Origin of the sequence: Spinactinospora alkalitolerans (assembly GCF_013408795.1) — a bacterium.
Classification (GTDB): Bacteria; Actinomycetota; Actinomycetes; order Streptosporangiales; family Streptosporangiaceae; genus Spinactinospora; species Spinactinospora alkalitolerans.
In genome coordinates this window covers 2,898,212-2,915,525 of record NZ_JACCCC010000001.1, presented here as the reverse complement: position 1 = coordinate 2,915,525, position 17,314 = coordinate 2,898,212, and the positions used below count along the sequence as shown (strand labels likewise).

General features: G+C 73.0%; 17 protein-coding genes. 6 read left to right on the top strand and 11 right to left on the bottom strand.

Features of this window, described 5'->3' with window-relative positions; all coding sequences use genetic code 11:
• Positions 1–234: 234 nt before the first annotated feature.
• On the top strand, positions 235–1,359 hold the full coding sequence (locus HDA32_RS12855) for an NAD(P)/FAD-dependent oxidoreductase (protein WP_179643407.1): 1,125 nt from the start codon (positions 235–237) through the stop codon (positions 1,357–1,359).
• A 58-nt stretch (positions 1,360–1,417) separates the two neighbouring features.
• Here HDA32_RS12855 and HDA32_RS12850 read toward each other — a convergent pair whose 3' ends face one another.
• Together HDA32_RS12850 and HDA32_RS12845 are read right to left on the bottom strand one after the other, a co-directional pair.
• Complete coding sequence (locus HDA32_RS12850; protein ID WP_179643406.1) at positions 1,418–1,636, bottom strand: hypothetical protein; 219 nt, start codon at positions 1,634–1,636, stop codon at positions 1,418–1,420.
• Positions 1,637–1,868: 232 nt separating this feature from the next.
• The gene (locus HDA32_RS12845) at positions 1,869–3,155 is read right to left on the bottom strand and encodes an MFS transporter (protein WP_179643405.1); all 1,287 of its coding nucleotides are present in this window, start codon (positions 3,153–3,155) and stop codon (positions 1,869–1,871) included.
• A 47-nt stretch (positions 3,156–3,202) separates the two neighbouring features.
• On the opposite strand from HDA32_RS12845, the gene HDA32_RS31410 reads away from it, so the two are divergent.
• Positions 3,203–4,258 carry an ArsR/SmtB family transcription factor gene (locus tag HDA32_RS31410; RefSeq protein ID WP_281370386.1) on the top strand — a complete coding sequence of 352 codons (1,056 nt, stop codon included), beginning with the start codon at positions 3,203–3,205 and terminating at the stop codon, positions 4,256–4,258.
• A gap of 9 nt (positions 4,259–4,267) precedes the next feature.
• Entirely contained in the window at positions 4,268–5,299 is a 1,032-nt protein-coding gene (locus HDA32_RS12835; protein WP_179643403.1) for a Gfo/Idh/MocA family protein, read from the top strand.
• A gap of 52 nt (positions 5,300–5,351) precedes the next feature.
• On the opposite strand, the gene HDA32_RS12830 is transcribed toward HDA32_RS12835, so the two are convergent.
• The 3 genes from HDA32_RS12830 to HDA32_RS12820 form a co-directional block, all read right to left on the bottom strand.
• Positions 5,352–5,597, bottom strand: coding sequence for a hypothetical protein (locus tag HDA32_RS12830; RefSeq protein ID WP_179643402.1), 246 nt, complete (start codon positions 5,595–5,597; stop codon positions 5,352–5,354).
• 230 nt (positions 5,598–5,827) lie between these two features.
• Entirely contained in the window at positions 5,828–6,991 is a 1,164-nt protein-coding gene (locus tag HDA32_RS12825; RefSeq protein ID WP_179643401.1) for a M20 family metallopeptidase, read from the bottom strand.
• Positions 6,992–7,075: 84 nt separating this feature from the next.
• A complete protein-coding gene (locus HDA32_RS12820; protein ID WP_179646662.1) occupies positions 7,076–8,584 on the bottom strand; it encodes an AbgT family transporter in 1,509 nt (502 codons plus the stop codon).
• 196 nt (positions 8,585–8,780) lie between these two features.
• On the opposite strand from HDA32_RS12820, the gene HDA32_RS12815 reads away from it, so the two are divergent.
• Positions 8,781–9,869, top strand: a complete 1,089-nt coding sequence (locus HDA32_RS12815; protein WP_376766958.1) for an Lrp/AsnC family transcriptional regulator — start codon at positions 8,781–8,783, stop codon at positions 9,867–9,869.
• 200 nt (positions 9,870–10,069) lie between these two features.
• Positions 10,070–12,118, top strand: coding sequence for an acyltransferase family protein (locus tag HDA32_RS12810; RefSeq protein ID WP_312863162.1), 2,049 nt, complete (start codon positions 10,070–10,072; stop codon positions 12,116–12,118).
• A 168-nt stretch (positions 12,119–12,286) separates the two neighbouring features.
• Here HDA32_RS12810 and HDA32_RS12805 read toward each other — a convergent pair whose 3' ends face one another.
• The 3 genes from HDA32_RS12805 to HDA32_RS12795 all read right to left on the bottom strand — a co-directional run bounded on the left by HDA32_RS12805 (position 12,287) and on the right by HDA32_RS12795 (position 14,003).
• On the bottom strand, positions 12,287–12,538 hold the full coding sequence (locus tag HDA32_RS12805) for a hypothetical protein (protein ID WP_179643400.1): 252 nt from the start codon (positions 12,536–12,538) through the stop codon (positions 12,287–12,289).
• A 4-nt stretch (positions 12,539–12,542) separates the two neighbouring features.
• The gene (locus HDA32_RS12800; protein WP_179643399.1) at positions 12,543–13,430 is read right to left on the bottom strand and encodes a hypothetical protein; all 888 of its coding nucleotides are present in this window, start codon (positions 13,428–13,430) and stop codon (positions 12,543–12,545) included.
• 303 nt (positions 13,431–13,733) lie between these two features.
• Complete coding sequence (locus tag HDA32_RS12795; protein ID WP_179643398.1) at positions 13,734–14,003, bottom strand: helix-turn-helix domain-containing protein; 270 nt, start codon at positions 14,001–14,003, stop codon at positions 13,734–13,736.
• A 49-nt stretch (positions 14,004–14,052) separates the two neighbouring features.
• Between HDA32_RS12795 and map the strand changes: the two genes are divergently transcribed.
• Positions 14,053–14,817 (top strand): type I methionyl aminopeptidase, encoded by a 765-nt coding sequence (gene map / locus HDA32_RS12790; protein ID WP_179643397.1) that lies wholly within the window; start codon positions 14,053–14,055, stop codon positions 14,815–14,817.
• A 39-nt stretch (positions 14,818–14,856) separates the two neighbouring features.
• Here map and HDA32_RS12785 read toward each other — a convergent pair whose 3' ends face one another.
• The 3 genes from HDA32_RS12785 to HDA32_RS12775 all read right to left on the bottom strand — a co-directional run bounded on the left by HDA32_RS12785 (position 14,857) and on the right by HDA32_RS12775 (position 17,284).
• Entirely contained in the window at positions 14,857–15,633 is a 777-nt protein-coding gene (locus HDA32_RS12785; protein WP_179643396.1) for a nucleotidyltransferase domain-containing protein, read from the bottom strand.
• 267 nt (positions 15,634–15,900) lie between these two features.
• A complete protein-coding gene (locus tag HDA32_RS12780; protein WP_179643395.1) occupies positions 15,901–16,815 on the bottom strand; it encodes a putative protein N(5)-glutamine methyltransferase in 915 nt (304 codons plus the stop codon).
• A 262-nt stretch (positions 16,816–17,077) separates the two neighbouring features.
• A complete protein-coding gene (locus HDA32_RS12775; protein WP_179643394.1) occupies positions 17,078–17,284 on the bottom strand; it encodes a hypothetical protein in 207 nt (68 codons plus the stop codon).
• Positions 17,285–17,314 lie beyond the last annotated feature (30 nt).

The following is a 17,314-nucleotide window of genomic DNA, read 5'->3' as shown; positions in this document are numbered from 1 at the left end:
TCCAGGGGAGACCGGTGACCCCCGGAAGACGGTCGTCCTGCCTTCCGCGGTCGGCTCCGCGAGGGCCGTTCCCGGATATCCGGCGGAAGATTCGGCGGCCCCCGGCCGCTTCCAGCGTGTCGGGCCGCCGCTCTGGGCGCTGCTCGCCGGTGGAGGGGCGTGGCCGATCCGGCCCGGAGTCGGGGAGTGTTCGAGGAACTGGCGCGGGCACCGGCTGTTTGGCAGGGTGGGCCCATGCGCGTGATCGTGATCGGCGGGGGAATCGTCGGAGCCGGTGCGGCTTACCACCTGACCCGCTGCGGGGTCTCCACCACCCTGGTCGACCGGGCCGACCGCGGCCAGGCGACGGCGGCCGGGGCCGGCGTGATCTTCCCGTGGCCCTTCCCCGGAATGGCCGCGGAGGTGCGCGACTTCCGGCTCAAGGCCGCCGCGCACTACCCGGCGCTCATGGCCGAACTCGCCGACGACGGGCAGGATCCCACCGGATACGAGGTCGTGGGCGGGATATCGGTGAGCACCGACGACGCCGCGGCCGACGGCGACCGTGAGGCGCTGCTGCGGCTGGCCGCCCAGCCCGGCTACGAGGGGATCGGCGAGGTCACCCGCCTCGAAAGGGGCGGGCCCGCACGGCGGTTCCCGGTGCTGCGCGAAGACTACTCAGGAGTAATGGTCGCCGGAATGGCCCGGCTGAACGGGCGGCAGGCGCGCGCCGCTCTGCTGCACGCCGCGGAGGAGCGCGCCCTGCGCCGGCGCAGGGGCGACGCCGAACTCATCGGCGACGGCACCCGTGTGATCGGCGTGCGGGTGGGCGCCGAGGAACTGAGGGCCGACGCCGTGGTGGTCGCCGCAGGCGCGTGGTCGGCCGAGCTGCTGCGGCCCTTCGGCGTCGAACTGCCGGTCCACCCCGTGCGCGGCCAGATCCTGCATCTCGCGATGCCCGGCCGCGGCACCGCCGACTGGCCGATCGTGCGCGTCGGCGACCGCGGCCACTACATGGTCACGTTCGCGCCGAACCGGGTCGTCGTCGGTGCGACCAGGGAACCGGAGGCCGGATTCGACCACCGGGTGACCGGCGGCGGGCTGCACCACGTCCTCTCCGAGGCGCTGGAGACGGCCCCGGGCCTGGCCGAGGCGACCGTGGTCGAGACCCGCGTCGGGTTCCGGCCGGCCGGTCGCGACGGCCTGCAGCTCCTGGGCGGCATCGAGTCGCTGCCCGGCGTCGTCGTGGCCACCGGCCTGGGCGCCGAAGGGCTCACCTACGGCCCCTACCAGGGGATGGTCGCCGCAGAGCTGGCGATGGGAAACGCCTCCGAGACCGACCTGACGCCGTTTCGTCCCGACCGCGCTGCGGCGGTCTGAAAGGCAGCGGCTCCGGCGGGCGCTCAGATGCCCGGGGCCTTCTTCGACGTCCCCGTGCTCAGAGCCGACGGCGACCACGAAGGAAGTAGGCGAGCGGGCCGATGAAGTCGACGAACGCAGCCATCGTCCAGAACCTCCGCGACCCGTTGATCCGCTCGGCCGGTCGTCGACGTAGGTCTATGAGGGCGGCCCCCGTCAGGCACACCTGGATGACGGCTCCGACCGCGATCCAGTGACGCTGCCTGCCGCTGAGATCGCGCCATCGCCGTCGCGCCATGCCGGTGCCCTCCCTGCGCTTACCGGCCGCCGTCTTCGACTTTACTCCGGTGGCGAAGGCCCAGGCCACCGGCCGGTCGTGGTCGGCGGGCTCTGGGCACGGCGGGCCTGCACTTCACCGGCGTCGAAGGACCGCGGGAGATCCTGAGCCCCTTACTCGTCGATGTGCCGTCGCAGAACCACTGCACCACCACGCGTCCCGGCCGACCGGCGGCCGCCCTCGCTCCTCGCTGTCAGCGGGCCCGTCGTGCGCGCCGGATCCACTCGTCCCGCGGCGATGCCGTCCCCTGCGTGCGGTGGCGCCGGGCGGCGCGGCCGGAGAGCAGCACCACGGCCAGCCCGCACACCCCGGCTCCGACGATGACCAGGTGCGGGGGTGCGAACTCCGCGGCGGCGCCGGCCGCGGCGAACCCGAGCCCCTGCGTGATCATCATCCCGGCCGAGACGACGGTGAGCGCGCGCCCGCGCAGCTCGTCGGGCGTCGCCGCCAGGACGAGCCGGTCCAGACCCAGCGTGTGGGCGAACCCGGTCCCGCACAGCATCAGCAACGCCACCGACACCGCCAGGCCGGGCTCGGCCCAGAAGAGCGGCATCGGCGCGAAGACCACCAGCGCCATCGGCACCATGAACCGGACCCGGACCGAACCGGGGAGCAGGGAGCCGGCCAGGAGCTCACCGGCGATCATCCCGATCGGCGCGGCCGACAGCAGCAGGCCGACTCCGGCGCTGCCGGCGCCGATGGAGGCCGACAGCGGCGCCGCCAGCGCCTCGGGGGCGATCGCCAGGGCCGGCGCCAGCCAGGTCAGCACCAGCAGCGGGCGCAGCCGCGGCAGTCGCAGCACCTCGGCCACTCCGGACAGCGACTCCCGCGCGACGGAGGCGGAGGGGCCGGAGGTCCGCCGGCGCGCCGGGCGCAGCCGGGTCCCCGCGCGCAGGATCACGGCGGAGGCCGCCATGGCGCCGGCGGCGACGAGCAGCGCGGTCGTCGTGGAGACGACCAGCAGTAGCGCGCCGCCCAGCGCGAACCCGGCGATCTGCGCGGTCTGCGCCGCCATGCGCAGCAGCGACCTGCCCAGCGGGTATCCGTCGCCGGCCAGCACATCGGGCAGCGCGGCCGCGCGGGTGCCCTGGAAGACCGGCGCGATGGTCCCGGTGGCCAGCAGCAGCAGGAGCAGCACGGGAACGGGTGTGCCCGGAACCGCCATGCAGGCCATCACGGCCGCGCTCACCGACTGGGTGAGCACCAGCACCGGTCGGGTGGGGAAGCGGTCGGCGACGGCCGAGAGCAGGGTGGCGCCCAGCAGGTAGGGGACGAAGCCGAGCGCGAAGGCCAGCGAGGACAGCAGCGGCGAACCGGTGCGCTGGTAGATGAGCACGGAGAGGGTGATCTGCACGGCGACCTGGCCGAGGATCGCGAGGATCTCGGCGAGGAGGACCACGCGGAACTCCGGCACCGCCATGACCTGGCGGTAGGTGGCCGGTGCCGGCACGGAGCCGTCGATGGGAAGAGGCTGGGTCATGCCGCCCAGGCTCAGCCGGGGCGGGGGCGCCCGCAATGGATTCGGATATGGTCGAATCGTTGGGAGGGGCCATGGCGCGGATCGTCTTCGGGCCGCGCGACGTGCTGCTGGTGCGGTTCGCGATGTCGCCGCTGTGGGAGACGCTGTCGGCGGCGCACACCGTGCTCACCGGCCACCGGCTGGCCCACCACCTGGCCTGGGCACGCCGGGTCGCACTGCCGCCGGAGCCCGTCCTGGCGCCGTTGCGGCTGGTGCTGGCGCAGCCGGGCTGGGTCCCCGACTTCCTCACCCCGCCGCCCGAAGGCCCGCTGACCGGAATCGACACCGAACTGGCGCGGGTGCGGGCCACGCCGCCGGAGCAGGTGATGGCGGAACTGCGGCCGTCCCTGCTGGATCCCGCCCGCGACCTGCCCGCGGACCCCGTCAGCCGGATGCTCGCCGACCCGGGGGCCGCGCGCGACGAGCTCGCCCGGTCGCTGGAGGCGTGCTGGGAGCACCTGGTCCGGCCGTACTGGCCCCGGCTGCGCGCCCTGCTCGACGCCGACATCGCGGTACGCGCCCGCACCCTCGCCGACAGCGGACTGGGGCGGCTGCTCGGCGAGCTGGACCCGAGAGTGCGCTGGGACGGCGGAATCCTGCACATCACGGGCGCCGACCGCGGCCTGCGGCACCTGGAGGGCGACGGCCTGGTACTCATGCCCAGCGCCTTCGTCTGGCCCGACATCATCCTGATCGCGGACCCGCCGTGGCAGCCCACGCTGGTCTATCCGGCGCGCGGCATCGGCGAGCTGTGGCGCCCGGCCGCGCGTCCCCCTCAGGCACTGGCCGCGCTGATCGGCCGCACCCGCGCCCGTCTGCTGGCGGCGCTGGGCGAGGCGGGCAACACCACGGCGCTCGCCGCGGCCCACGGCCTCAGCCGGGCGAGCGTGTCCGGCCACCTCACGGCCCTGCGCGACGCCGGTCTGCTGGAGTCGGCCCGGGTGGGCCGCCGGGTGCTCTACCGGCGGACGCCGCTGGGCACGGCGCTCCTCGGCGACGGAGACGGCGATGTCGGTGGCGATGGCGACGAGGCCGGGGCGGCCGACGGCGCGCCCCGAAACTAGGATGCCGCCATGCTGACAGAGACTTCCCCCGTCCGGTGGGGCATCCTGGGGACGGGCGCGATCGCCGAACGGTTCGTCCAGGGGCTGCGGGCCGTCGAGGGCGCCGAGGTCGCCGCAGTCGGGTCGCGCACCGACGCCACCGCGCACCGTTTCGCCGACCGCTGGGAGATCCCGCGGCGCCACGGCACCCACCGCTCCCTCGCCGAGGACCCCGAGGTCGACGTCGTCTACGTGGCCACGCCGCACCCCGCCCACCACGCGGCGACGCTGCTGTGCCTGGAGGCCGGCCGGCACGTCCTGTGCGAGAAGCCGCTGGCGCTCAACGCCGCGCAGGCGCGGGAGATGGTCGCGGCGGCCCGGAACGCGGACCGCTTCCTGATGGAGGGGATGTGGACCCGGTTCGCCCCCGCGATGCGCGAGATCGTCGCGCTGGTGGAATCGGGGACGATCGGCGAGGTCACGACGCTGATCGCCGACATCGGATGGCGCTCGGAGTACGATCCCGACAGCCGTCTGTTCGCCCCCGCGCTGGGCGGCGGCGCACTGCTCGACGTGGGCGTGTACCCCATCGCCCTGGCCTCGGTGTTCCTAGGCGAACCGGTCGGGATCGACGCCCGCGCGGTCAAGGCGCCCAGCGGGGTGGACTCCCAGGTCGGCCTGGTGATCTCGGGTTCTTCGGGCGCCGTGGGGCTGCTGAGCTGCTCCATCGAGACCGACATGCCCAACCGGGCCGTCATCGTCGGCACGCGCGGGCGGATCGAGGTCGGGGAGTGGTACAACCCCACCGGCTTCGTCCTGCACCTGCCCGGACGCGAGCCCAGGGAGTTCACGTTCCCCCGGCGGGCCAACGGCTTCGAGTACGAGGCGGCGGCCGTCACCGACCTGGTGCGCGCCGGCGCGCTGGAGAGCCCGCTGATGCCGTGGGAGGAGAGCCTGCGCATCGCCGACACCCTCGACGCGATCCGTGCGCGGATCGGCGTGGCCTACCCGGGCGAGCGCGGGACGCCCGACGCCGACGCCGCCGTCGGCGCCCGGCTCTGACCGAGGCTGCCGAAAAGCCGCGGCCGACCGCGGCCGCGAGCCGGGTGCGGTCTCAGCCCGGTTTCACCGAGGTCACCCGGAGTCGGCGGTAGTCGGCCCACCAGGTGCCGTCGTGGTGCAGGGCGGGGCGCAGCCGCACCGACAGCTCGGCGAGGAACGCCTCGGGGGCGATGACGTCGGCCAGCAGGTGGCCGCCGAACATCCTGACCCAGTTCGCCAGGCCCTGCTCGCCGCCCAGGCGGGTGGGGCGGTCGAACAGCCACGCGCCGGTCACCTCGAAGCCGGCGTCGGCCAGCACCCCGGCGTACTACCCCGGCGTATCATTAAATGGAACTCTCTTCCCAAATCATGAGACATGGGGATAGGGTGACGCGGCGTGCCGCCGTGGTATTCCGCACCGGAGTGCACCGGCTGAAGGAGCGGCCGGGGACCACCGCCGGAGAAGGATCCGACCGGCGGGCCGGTCGTCGGGAGCTCGCCGCCGAGGACGGCGGCGTCCGCCGCACGCCCCTCGGCGGGAGCACGAGGTTAACGTCCGCCGCGGGCGATCCGCTCCATCAGGCCGGCGACCGTCGCGACCTGGGTGGGGGTGCCGCTGACCAGGACGTGCTCGTCGCGGGAGTGCGGGCCGGCGCCCACGGCGCCCAGCCCGTCGAGGACCGGCCGGCCCAGCGCGGAGACGAGGTTGCCGTCGCTGGCCCCGCCCACCGCGATCGCGCCGAGGTCGGTGCCGAGCTCAGCCGCGACCTCCCGGATCAGCGCGAACATGCGCTCGGTGGCGGGGTTGGGGTTCATCGGCGGGCGGTTCCACTCGCCCGCGACCTCGATCTTGACGCGCGGGTCCGTGGCGGCGAGCGCGGTCAGGCCGGCGTCGACGCGGGCCGTTTCGGCTGGGTCCTGGATGCGCACGTCGACCTCGCAGGTCGCACGGCCGGCGACGACGTTGCGCCCGGTACCGCCGGAGATGACGCCCACGTTGACCGTGGTGCCCCGGTCCGGGTCGGCCAGGGCGGTGAGCGCGGGGACGATCTCGGCCAGGGCGTGAATCGCGCTCGCCCCGGCCGCGGGGTCCAGGCCGGCGTGGGACTCCACGCCGTGCGCGGTGACGTCGAACAGCCCCATGCCTTTGCGCTGGATCTTGACCATGCCCTCGCGGCTCGGTTCCAGGATGAGGGTGACGGCCACACCCTCGCTGGCCCGCTCGATGTACGGGCGCGACGCGGGGCTGCCGATCTCTTCGTCGCCGTTGAGCAGCAGCCGCACCGTGGGGCGGGGCAGGTCCGCCTCGCGCAGCGCGCGCAGCGCCCAGACACCCTGGACGATGCCGGCCTTCATGTCGAAGCAGCCGGGGCCGCTGAACCGGTCGCCGTCGATGCCGACCGGCCACTCGGCCAGGGTGCCGCGCGGCCAGACCGTGTCGTAGTGGCAGACGAGCAGCACGGTCTCGGCGGTGGTACCGGGATAGGTGGCCTCCAGGACGTCGCCGAAGGCGCCGCCGTCGTGGCGGGTCCGCTCGGCCGGCTCGCCCAGCCGCTCCGACAGCCAGGCCTCGATGCCGTCGAGCCCGGCGTCCAGCAGGGACTTGTCGTTGCTGGGGGTCTCCAGCTCCACCAGCCGGCGCAGGTCGGCGAGCATCTCGGGCAGGTCGCGTCGGGCCGCGGCCGCCAGGTCCGCCGTCACCGCTTCGCTCACGTCGTCACCTTCTCATGTCGGAAAAAGGGGTACAGGGGGCAAGGGAGCGCCCGCGCCGGGAGGCCCCCGGCGCGGGCGCCGCGGTCAGCGCACCGGTGCTCCCGGGCCCAGCGGGATGCCGAGGGCCCACCAGCCGAGGAAGAGCAGCGTCCAGCCGATCAGGATGGTCAGGGAGATCGGCAGGGTCAGCGAGATCAGCGTCCCGATGCCGGCGTCCCTGCGGTAGCGCTGCAGGAAGCCCAGCGCCATGACGAAGTAGGGGCTCATCGGGCTGATGACGTTGGTGCTGGAGTCGGCGATGCGGTACACCGCCTGCGTCGCCTCCGGCGGAACGTTGAGCAGCATGAACATCGGCACGAAGATCGGCGCGATCAGGGTCCACTGCGCCGATCCGCTGGTGATGAGCAGGTTCAGCGCGGCGGAGAACACGATCATGCCGAGGAACAGCACGATCGGGTGGACGCCGGCCGAGTCCAGCACTCCGGCGCCGCGGATCGCGACGATCTCGCCGATGCCGGTCCACTTGAAGTAGGCCAGGAACTGCGAGGCGGCGAAGAACAGCACGATCACGGGCGCGAGGTCGCGCACACCGGTGGTCATCGCCGCGGGGATGTCGCGCGCGGCGGTCACGGTGCCCACCGTGCGGCCGTAGACGACGCCGACCAGCAGGAACAGGATTCCCAGGATGTAGGCGACGCCGGTGATGATCGGCGAGCCGAGGACCGTGCCGTCCTCCCCGCGCAGCGGTGAGGCGGCGGGAGCCAGCGTCGCGACGAGGACCGCGGCGACGATCAGCACGGTGATGCCGGCGTTGCGCAGCCCGCGCCGCTCGGCGCCGGTCAGGGCCATCTCGCCGAGGTGCTCCTCCACGCCCTCGCCGTCGGCCTCCATGCCGGCGGTGCGCCTGGTCAGCACGAACTCGGTGACGAGGGTGATCAGGACGGCCAGGACGACGGCCGAGACCGCGGAGAAGAAGTAGTTGGCCAGCGGGGTGACCGTGTAGCCGGCGTCGATGAAGTTCGCGGCGCTGGTGGTCAGGCCGGCCAGGATCGCGTCGGTGGGCGTGATGAGCAGGGAGGCGTTGTAGCCGGCCGAGATCGACCCGAAGGCCACGACCAGGCCGAGGATCGGGCTGCGGCCGACGGCCTTGAACACCAGGGCGCCCAGGGGGATGAGCACGACGTAGGCGGCGTCGGAGGCGACGCTGCCGGTGATGCCGGTGAGCGCGACGACGAAGGTCAGCCACTTGGCGGGGACCCGGGTGACGCTGCCGCGCAGCATCGCGTTGAGCAGTCCGCTCCGCTCCGACACCGCGACGCCGAGCATGACGACGACGATCAGCGCCAACGGCGGGAACGTCGCGAAGTTGGTGACCGCGTCGCCGATGATGGTCTGCACGCCCTCGGCGGAGAGCAGGCTCTTGACCGCGATGCGCTCGCCGTCGACGGGGGAGACGGCCGAGACGCCCAGGGCGCTCAGCACGGCGCTGAGCACGATCACGAACCCCGCCATGATCGTGAACAGCCAGAACGGGTGCGGCAGCTTGTTGCCCGCCCGTTCGATGACCTGCAAGGTGCCCAGTAGCAGTGACATCGACCGCTTGGGGCGCGTGGAATTGGGCGTGGTCACCGGTGCTCCTTGGAATCGCCGATCGCACTGGGCGGGATGCCTCCCCGTCCCGCCGTTGACTAGTACATTGCACGCTCGATGGGTGAGTATGTCAACTGAGGGCATCGAAATGGGGGAAGCATTCAAGTCGACACGGCTCCGTGATCGGTATGATCCGGCTGTGGGTGAACAGGTGATACTGGACGAGCTCGACCTGGACCTCGTGGCGGCCCTGCAGCGGGCACCCCGGGCGCCGATCAACGTCGTGGCCGACGCCCTGGGGAGCTCGGCGAGCACCGTGGGGCGGCGGTTGCAGCGCCTCCAGGCCGAACGGCTCGTGCGGGTCATCGGGCAGGTGGACTGGACGCTGCTCTCCGACGCCCACCCGCGCCACCTCTGGGTCGACACCGTCCCGGGCCGGCTGCAGAGCGTGGCCCGCCGGCTCGCCGAGCGGCCCGAGACGCAGTTCGTGGCCATGACCAGCGGCCGGGCCGACGTCTACTGCGTCGTGCACCCGTCGAGCAGGGAGCGGGTCAAGGACCTGCTCACCCACGAGATCCCCTCCGTCGACGGCGTGGTCGCCACGCAGTCCGACCTCGTGCTGCGGCCGGTCACCCGGGCCGACGCCTGGCGGCTGGACCGGCTCGACCCCGAAGCGCTGCGGATCCTGCAGCCCCACACCGACGTCGGCGGCGACGAGGCCCCCCGTGCCTCCCAGGAGCCGCTGAGCGCGCAGGAGGCGCGCGCCGTCCGGATGCTGCACCACGACGCGCGGGCGAGCTCCGGCGAGGTCGCCAGGGAGCTCGGGGTCAGCCAGTCGACGGCCTACCGCCTGGTCCAGTCCCTGCTGGAGCGCAGGGCCGTGCGCCCGAGGGTGGAGGTGGAGCCGGGCCTGCTGGGCATGGAGCTGGAGGCGGTCCTCTCGCTGACCGCGCACCCCGGTTCGGTCGCCGACGTCGCCGACGCGCTGGGCGCGCACCCCTCCGCCCGCTACGTCTCGGTCGTCGCCGGCGCCTCCTCGGTGATCCACCACGCGGTGTTCCGGGACGAGGCGCACCTGGCCGACTTCCTCTCCGACGACCTCGCGCGCATCCCCGGCATCACGGCCCTCCAGGTCTCGGTGGTGCTGGACGTGCTGCGGCGCTACTGGATCGGCCGCGACGGCGTCCGGCTGGAGGAGCCGCGGCCGCTGCCCGCCGGCCTGGAGGAGGCCCTGTCCCATGGGTCGACCGCCGGCGCCGGACCGCCCGGCGCGCGGGAGGTTTCATAAGATTCCACGACAATTCGCTCGGATTCCTGAGTGAATGATGAGTGTTTCTGAGTGAAACCTGAGTAACATCGTGGCCGAAGCGTGATCTTGGCGCGGCGGAGGGGTCACCATGGGTTACCCCGAGGCGACGCACCTGCGTCGCCTTCGCATCCTGCCCCGCCCGTCCCCCCATCGCCGATGCGTCGCCTGGATTGAGCTCAGTGACAACCGAGACCGCCCCCGCGGCCGCCCCCGCCACCCGCGCGCCCGCCGACGGCCGCCGCTTCTACCCCGAGGTGCAGGGCCTGCGCGCCGTCGCCGTCCTGCTCGTGGTCGTCTACCACATCGATGCCGACCTCATCCCCGGAGGCTACGTCGGCGTCGACGTGTTCTTCGTGATCTCCGGCTTCCTCATCACGACGATGCTGATCCGCGAGGTCCACCGCGAGGGGCGGGTCTCCCTCGCCGGGTTCTACGTGCGGCGCATCCGCCGCATCCTGCCCGCGGCGACCCTGGTGCTGGCCGTCACCGGCGTCTGCGCCTACCTGCTGCTGCCCCTGACCCGGCTGGAGGACACCGCGCTCCAGTTGATCGCGAGCGCGGCCTACGCCGAGAACCTGTACCTGGCGCACCAGGCCGTGGACTACCTCGCGGCCGAGGCGGCCGAGACGCCGGTGCAGCACTTCTGGTCGCTGGCGGTCGAGGAGCAGTTCTACCTGGTGTGGCCGCTGCTGTTCATCGGCTGGGCCTGGATGCGGCCCCGCGTGCGCCGCGGCGGCGACCTGATCCTGGGGGCGACGCTGCTGGTCGCCGCCGCCTCGTTCGCGTGCTCGGTGTGGCTGACCGCCACCGAGCCGGCCCAGGCCTACTTCCTGCCGCAGACGCGCATGTGGGAGCTGGCCGTCGGCGGCGTGCTGGCGCTCGCGCTGGCCCGGTGGGGACTGCCGGAGCGGGTGCGGTGGCCGCTGGGCTGGGCCGGGCTCGCCGCGATCGCGGCCGCGGCCTGGGGCTACGACTCCGCGACGGCCTTTCCCGGCTACACCGCGGCGCTGCCGGTGCTGGGAGCGGCGGCCGTGATCGCGGCCGGGCAGGGGCGGTGGTCGGCCGGTGACGCGCTCGCCTGCGCGCCGGCCCGCTTCGTCGGCGACATCTCCTACGCGCTGTACCTGTGGCACTGGCCGGTCATCGTGTTCACCGTGAGCGTCTCCGAACGGGAGCTCACGCCCGTGACCGGCCTCCTGGTGCTGATGCTCTCGGTGCTGCTGTCCTGGGGGACCAAGATCACCGTGGAGGACCCGGTGCGCCGCGCCGCGGCGCTGCGCACGTTCAAGCCGGCGCTGGCCTTCGCGGTGGCCGCGATCCTGGTCGTCGCGGTGATCGGCGGCGGGCACCTGGCCAACCTCCAGCGGCTGCGCACCGTCGACTTCGACCCGGCCGTCCACCAGGGGCCGTCGGCGCTGGCCGAACCGGTGCCGACCGCGCTCACCGAGCCGGTCTACCCCTCACCGCTGGAGGCCGAGGACGACCTCCCCGACGTCTACTCCGACGGCTGCCAGGCCAGTAACGACGACACCGAGCCGCGCCACTGCGTCTACGGGCCCGACGACGCGGCCGTCGAGGTCGCGATCGTCGGCGACTCCCACGCCGCCCACTGGGTCCCCGCACTGCAGGAGGTCGCCGAGCGGCACGGCTGGCGGCTGCACACCTACACCAAGGCCTCGTGCGCGTTCACCGACACCTTGATCACGGTTCCGGAGGGCGCCCCCTACCTCCAGTGCCGGGAGTGGAACGAGGGGGTCATGCGGGAACTGGAGTCCCTGGGTCCCGACATGGTGTTCACCAGCTCCAGCGTGAACGCGAAGGCCGCCGAGGCGGAGTCGCGGGAGGAGGGCGACGAGCGGATCACCGAGGGCATGACGCGGCTGTGGGACGAGCTGTCGGACTCCGGGAGCAGGGTCGTCGTCATTCGGGACAGCCCGCGGACCAAGTCGCAGATCACCGAGTGCGTACTGCGCCACACCGACGACCTCTCGGCCTGCACCCGCGCGCGCGAGGACGCGCTGTCGCGCGAGGACCCGCAGGTGGAGGCGGCGCAGCGCACCGAGGCCCGGACCGACGTGCTGGACCTGACCGACCGGTTCTGCGCGGGACCTGACTGCCCGGCGGTGATCGGCAACGTGCTGGTCTACCGCGACAGCCACCACATCACCGCCACCTACTCCCGGCTGCTGGCCTCCGACCTCGACGACCGCCTGCACGAGGTGCTGTAGGCGGGTCGAGGGTCGCTGCGGGACATGTGAGAGTCACCGGAGATTCGACGTGCGCCCGCACGGTGGCCGTGCGCAAGACCTGACGGCCTCGCACACGGCCACCGGTGGAAAGCGGGGAGGCGCGTGTGATGACCCGACCGCACGAGGCCCTGAGGGCGCCCCGGCGTTTCAGTCGAACAGTTCTTCGGCGGAGTCGACGAAGGCGACACGATCTCCCCAGGCCTCGAGCTGGTCGATGCTGGTGCAGGAGGCGATCCGCTCACGGACCTCCTCACTCACCGCGACCCCGCGCGCGGCCATTGCCCGCAGGATCACCTTGGCCATTCCCCTGGCCTCGCCCCTGGCCTCGCCCCTGGCCTCGCCCTCGGCCACGTACTTGCGGGCGAACTCGCTCTTGTACTCGTAGGTCCTGCTCGCCATCGGATCAGTCGAAGAGTTCTTCGGCGGAGTCGACGAAGGCGACGCGGTCCACCCAGGCCTCGAGCTGATCGGTACTGGTGCAGGAGGTGATCCGGTCGCGAGCCTCCTCACTCACCGCGATCCCGCGCGCGGCCAACATCCGCAGGATCGCCCTGGCCTCGCCCCTGGCTTCGCCCCTGGCCTCGCCCCTGGCCTCGCCCCTGGCCTCGCCCTCGGCCACGTACTTGCGGGCGAACTCGCTCTTGTACTCGTAGGTTTTACTCGCCATCAACGCCTCCCAGTGTGCGCGGGCCGTGCCTGATAGTGCGGTCACCACATAGTCATGGTAGAGCCCGAACAGTTCGGAGCTCAGTGAATTCAACGCCTCCGCGCACGCCACGAGGGTGTCCTTGTCCTCCGCGCCGTGAGCCACGGCCGAGAGCACGGCGATCTCCGGTGCGGCGAGCGCCTGCTCGCGTGTGGTGACCACCGGCGTCCGGGCGCGGCCGAGGACCAAGGGGGCCAGGCTCCACCCGGGATGGCCCATCCCGATGGGCTCGCCGGCCCATTGGGCCGTCGCCTCGTCGGGGCAGATCACCAGCAGCACCGTGGGGCACTCCAGGCGGGCACGCATGGTGGAGACGTAGACCGGCCAGGAATAGCGCTTCCGGGCGTCCTTGGCGCGCTGGATCTCGACCACCACCGCCATGGTGTTGATTCCCTGGCGGCTCAGAGTCACTACTGCGTCGGCGCGGTACTCCTTCGGCTGGTTGTCGGTGCAGTCGCCTGAGGCCAGGCGCGTTTCGTCGTGGTCGGGTATCGGGACGCCGAAGGCGTCCTGCAGCAGACTCGCCGCGATCTGCGGGCGGTTGTGCAGGAACTCGATCGGCATCTCATGCTCGGTTGTCGGCATGGCGGGAAGCTATCGGAATTGCCGGTGGATTCGGGAATGGTTCCGGAAATCGCCATCGCGGCGACCATCAGCAGAAGTGTCCGAATACCCGGGTGCCGATATAGAAACTCTTCACCGCAATTGCGCCGGGGAATCCCCGGCCGATCCAGCCCTCTCACCGGGGTTCTGATCTGTGGAAGCACCGGAAGGTACGGGAACGGCCCCGCCCGCCGGTGACACCGGAGGCGCGGACCGACGCGGACCGCGCCCGCCATGGTGAAACCGGCAATATTCCGACCGAAACCGACCATGGCCGGCCTGGCATTACGAGGCCAGGGCCGGGTCCTGTCCGGGTTTGGGCAGGGCCGCGGCGATATCGTCCATGGAAAGTCCCAGCGCCTCGCTCAGCGCGGCGATCGTGAAGAACGCCGGGGTCGGGATGCGCCCGGTCTCGATCTTGCGCAGCGTCTCCACGGAGATCTCCGCCCGCGCGGCGACGTGGGCCATGCTGCGTTGCCCGCGCGCCTCGCGCAGGAGGCACCCCAGCCGCTCGCCGCGGTCGCGCTCGTAGGGGGTCAAGGGAACTCGAACCATGTCCGTGATACTAATACCGGTATAGTTATTGGTGAAGAGAGGGAGTGACATGGTCGAGCTGAAGACGCCCGCCGAGATCGAGGCGATGCGCGCCGCGGGGCGGATCGTGGCCCGGGCGCTCGACGCCGTGCGTGCGCACGCCGCCGCAGGAGTCCGGGTGCGCGAGCTCGACGAGGTCGCCGCCAAGGTGATCGCCGACGCCGGCGCCGAACCGCTGTTCCTGGGCCATCACCCGAGCGGGGCTCCCGCGCCGTTCCCCGACACCGTCTGCGCCAGCCTCAACGACGCCGTCGCGCACGGCGTCCCCACCGACGAGCGCATCGAGGACGGCGACGTGGTGAGCATCGACTGCGGGGCCCGCCTGCGCGGTTGGTGCGCCGACGCGGCGACCACCTTCATCGCCGGAGCGGCCGACCCGGCCGATGCGGCGATGATCGCGGCGACCGACCGGGCGCTGCGCGCCGGGATCGAGGCCGCGCGGCCGGGCCGCACGATCGGCGATGTCTCCGAGGCGATCGGCGGCGCCGCGCGCGGCGCCGGCTACGGGATGCTCGCCGACCACGGCGGCCACGGGATCGGGCGCGTCATGCACGAGGCCCCGCACGTGCCCAACGAGGGCCGGGGCGGACGGGGGATGCGGCTGCGGCCCGGCCTGGTCCTGGCGCTGGAGCCCATGCTCACCCGCGGGGGCGACGCCTACCGGATCGCCCCCGACGGCTGGACGGTGCGCACCGCCGACGGCAGCCGCGCCGCTCACAGCGAGCACACGGTCGCCATCACCGCCGACGGTCCGCTGGTTCTCACCGCCCCGTGAACCGGGCCCCCTTCCGCCTCCTCGCTGCGAAGGGCCGGGTCAGCCGTCCGTCGGGGCCGTGCCGAACGCCGACTCGAACAGCTCCCCGGCCGCGGTGACGGCCGCGGCCAGGGACTCGGGGTCGGAGTCCATGCCCGCGATGACGGCGTCGACGCCGCGCAGCCCGGCCCGGTCCAGCAGGGTCTTCTCGTTGGTGACCCACGCGCCGCGCGCGGCGAGGACCGCGTGCCCGGCCTGCACGGCCGCTGTCGCGACGGTTCCCGCGGTCTCGGCGTGCCGACCGCGCGGGGCGTGGTCGGCCTCGGCGTAGGCCAGGGTGAGGCGGCTGCTCGCCCGCCAGTGCCCGGCGGCGGCCGAGCGCAGCGCCCGCGGGTAGGACGGGCGGGGCAGTTCGCCGCGCAGCACCCGGTTGATCGCGAGTTCGCCGACGACCAGGTAGCTGGGGATCCCGGCCAGGTGGAACATCAGCGGCTCCCAGTGGAACCGGCCCTCCCGCGCCTCGGCGATCTCGTGCTCCACGGCGTCGAGGTCGCGGTAGTGCACGTCCACACGGCGTCCGTCGATGGTCAGCCAGGCGCCTCCGTTGAACGCTCCGCCGCCCCAGCCGCCGACCTCCGAGACCTCGCCCGGCCAGCCCAGGGCCCGCAGTCCGTCGGGGTCGAAGCCGCCGCGGTAGTAGAGGGCGAGGTCCCAGTCGCTGTCGGGCCGGTGGGTGCCCTGGGCCCTGGAGCCGCCGAGGCTGACCGCGCGGACGTTGGGCAGCGCGGCGAGCCGGTCGCCGACGTGGTCGAGGAATTCCTGGTCCTGCAATGTCATCACCTGTTCTCGGGAAGCACCGATCGATCACCGTCACCGGGGATCCGCCGATCCGGCCCGATGCGCGGACAGCGCGAAGCAGGCGCCGGAGCCCTGCTCGACGGCGCCGGACGGCCGGAGGGCGGATCAGCGCTTCACGGTCGGCGAGACTATCCGATCCACGCGCCCCGGCATCCGACGGCCGCGGGCGAGCCGCCGACCGGGTGCTCGACCACCTTCCGCGGCTGAGCGAGGTCGCCGACACCGTCATGGAGTCCGAGCCCGGAATCAGGGACTGAGCCGGTCCTTCGGAGGAGGTCCGGTCCGCTCCGGCGGGGCGGGCCCGGTCCCGATGACGACGGTGGCCTCCAGCTCTTCGGAATGGGCCACCCGCGGCACCAGCCCGCTGCGGCCGAAGATCTCGACGGCGCGCGGCGCCTGGCGCTCGCTCGTCTCGACCAGCATGTGGCCGCCCGGTGCCAGCCACAGCGGCGCCGCCGCGGTCACCCGTCGCAGGACGTCGAGCCCGTCGGCGCCGCCGTCGAGCGCCACCCGCGATTCGTGCATGCGGGCCTCCCTGGGCAGCAGCCCGACCTCCTCGGTCGGGACGTAGGGGGTGATGGCGATCAGGACGTCGACGCGGCCCCGCAGCGCGGCGGGCAGCGGCTCGTAGAGGTCGCCCTCGTAGACCCGGCCGCCGGCGGCGGCGACGTTGCGGCGGGCGCAGCGCACCGCGGCGGGGTCGATGTCGGCGGCGTGCAGTTCGACCCGTTCCAGGGCCGCGCCCACCGCTGCGCCCACCGCCCCCGAGCCGCAGCACAGGTCGGCGACGACGGCCGGTGGCCGGGGAAGGGGCTGATCAGCGGAGTCGGCGGTCGAGCGGGGATCGGCGGCGGTCCCTTCGACGGGACTCGCGGCCCGGCGGGCGAAGGCGGCGGCCTGGTGGACGAGGAACTCGGTGCGGCGGCGGGGCACGAAGACCCCGGGGTCGACCGCTATGCGCAGGCCGCAGAACTCCGCCCAGCCGAGGACGTGTTCGAGGGGCAGGCCGACGACCCGCCGTTCCACCATGGCGTCGAGTTCGGCCGGCGTCCGTGCCGTGGATGTGAGCAGATGCGCCTCGTCCTCGGCGAAGACGCAGCCGGCGGCGCGGAGCCTGGTGACGACGGCGGACCGGGGGAGAGGTGACGGTGAGACCGACAAGAGAGCCTTTCGGGATGCCTGCGGGCACTCCCTTCGGTCACCTGTGCCGGACTGGCCGCACGGCCGTGAGGGGGAGCACCCGGCCTGATCGAGCGTTGACGGGTCTCACCTCCTCGGTAGGTCCACCGTTGGCGACAGCAACGTTACCCGAGTCCCGCGGATGAACCGGACATCGTCTGCGGGGTGTCGCAGAACTCCCGTGGTCGGCCATTCGCGGAGGAACCCGGCGCCGCCCCCGGACCGCCGCCAAGGGGACGGGGCGTCAGGGGCTCGGACGGGCGCTCGGCGGGCTGATCCACGTCTCGTGCGGGTGCCGCCAGCGCAGGCCGTGCCGCGCCGCCGGATCCCGCACGAACACGGCCGTGCTGCGCCGGGCGCTGTGCGGCTCATCCGTCCGCTGGTGCTCCTCATAGACCGCCACGACGAGGCCGCCGTCGGCGGTGAGCACCCGCGCGTCGCGGATCTCCACGTCAATGCCGGGGGCGGTGCCGCGGGCGTG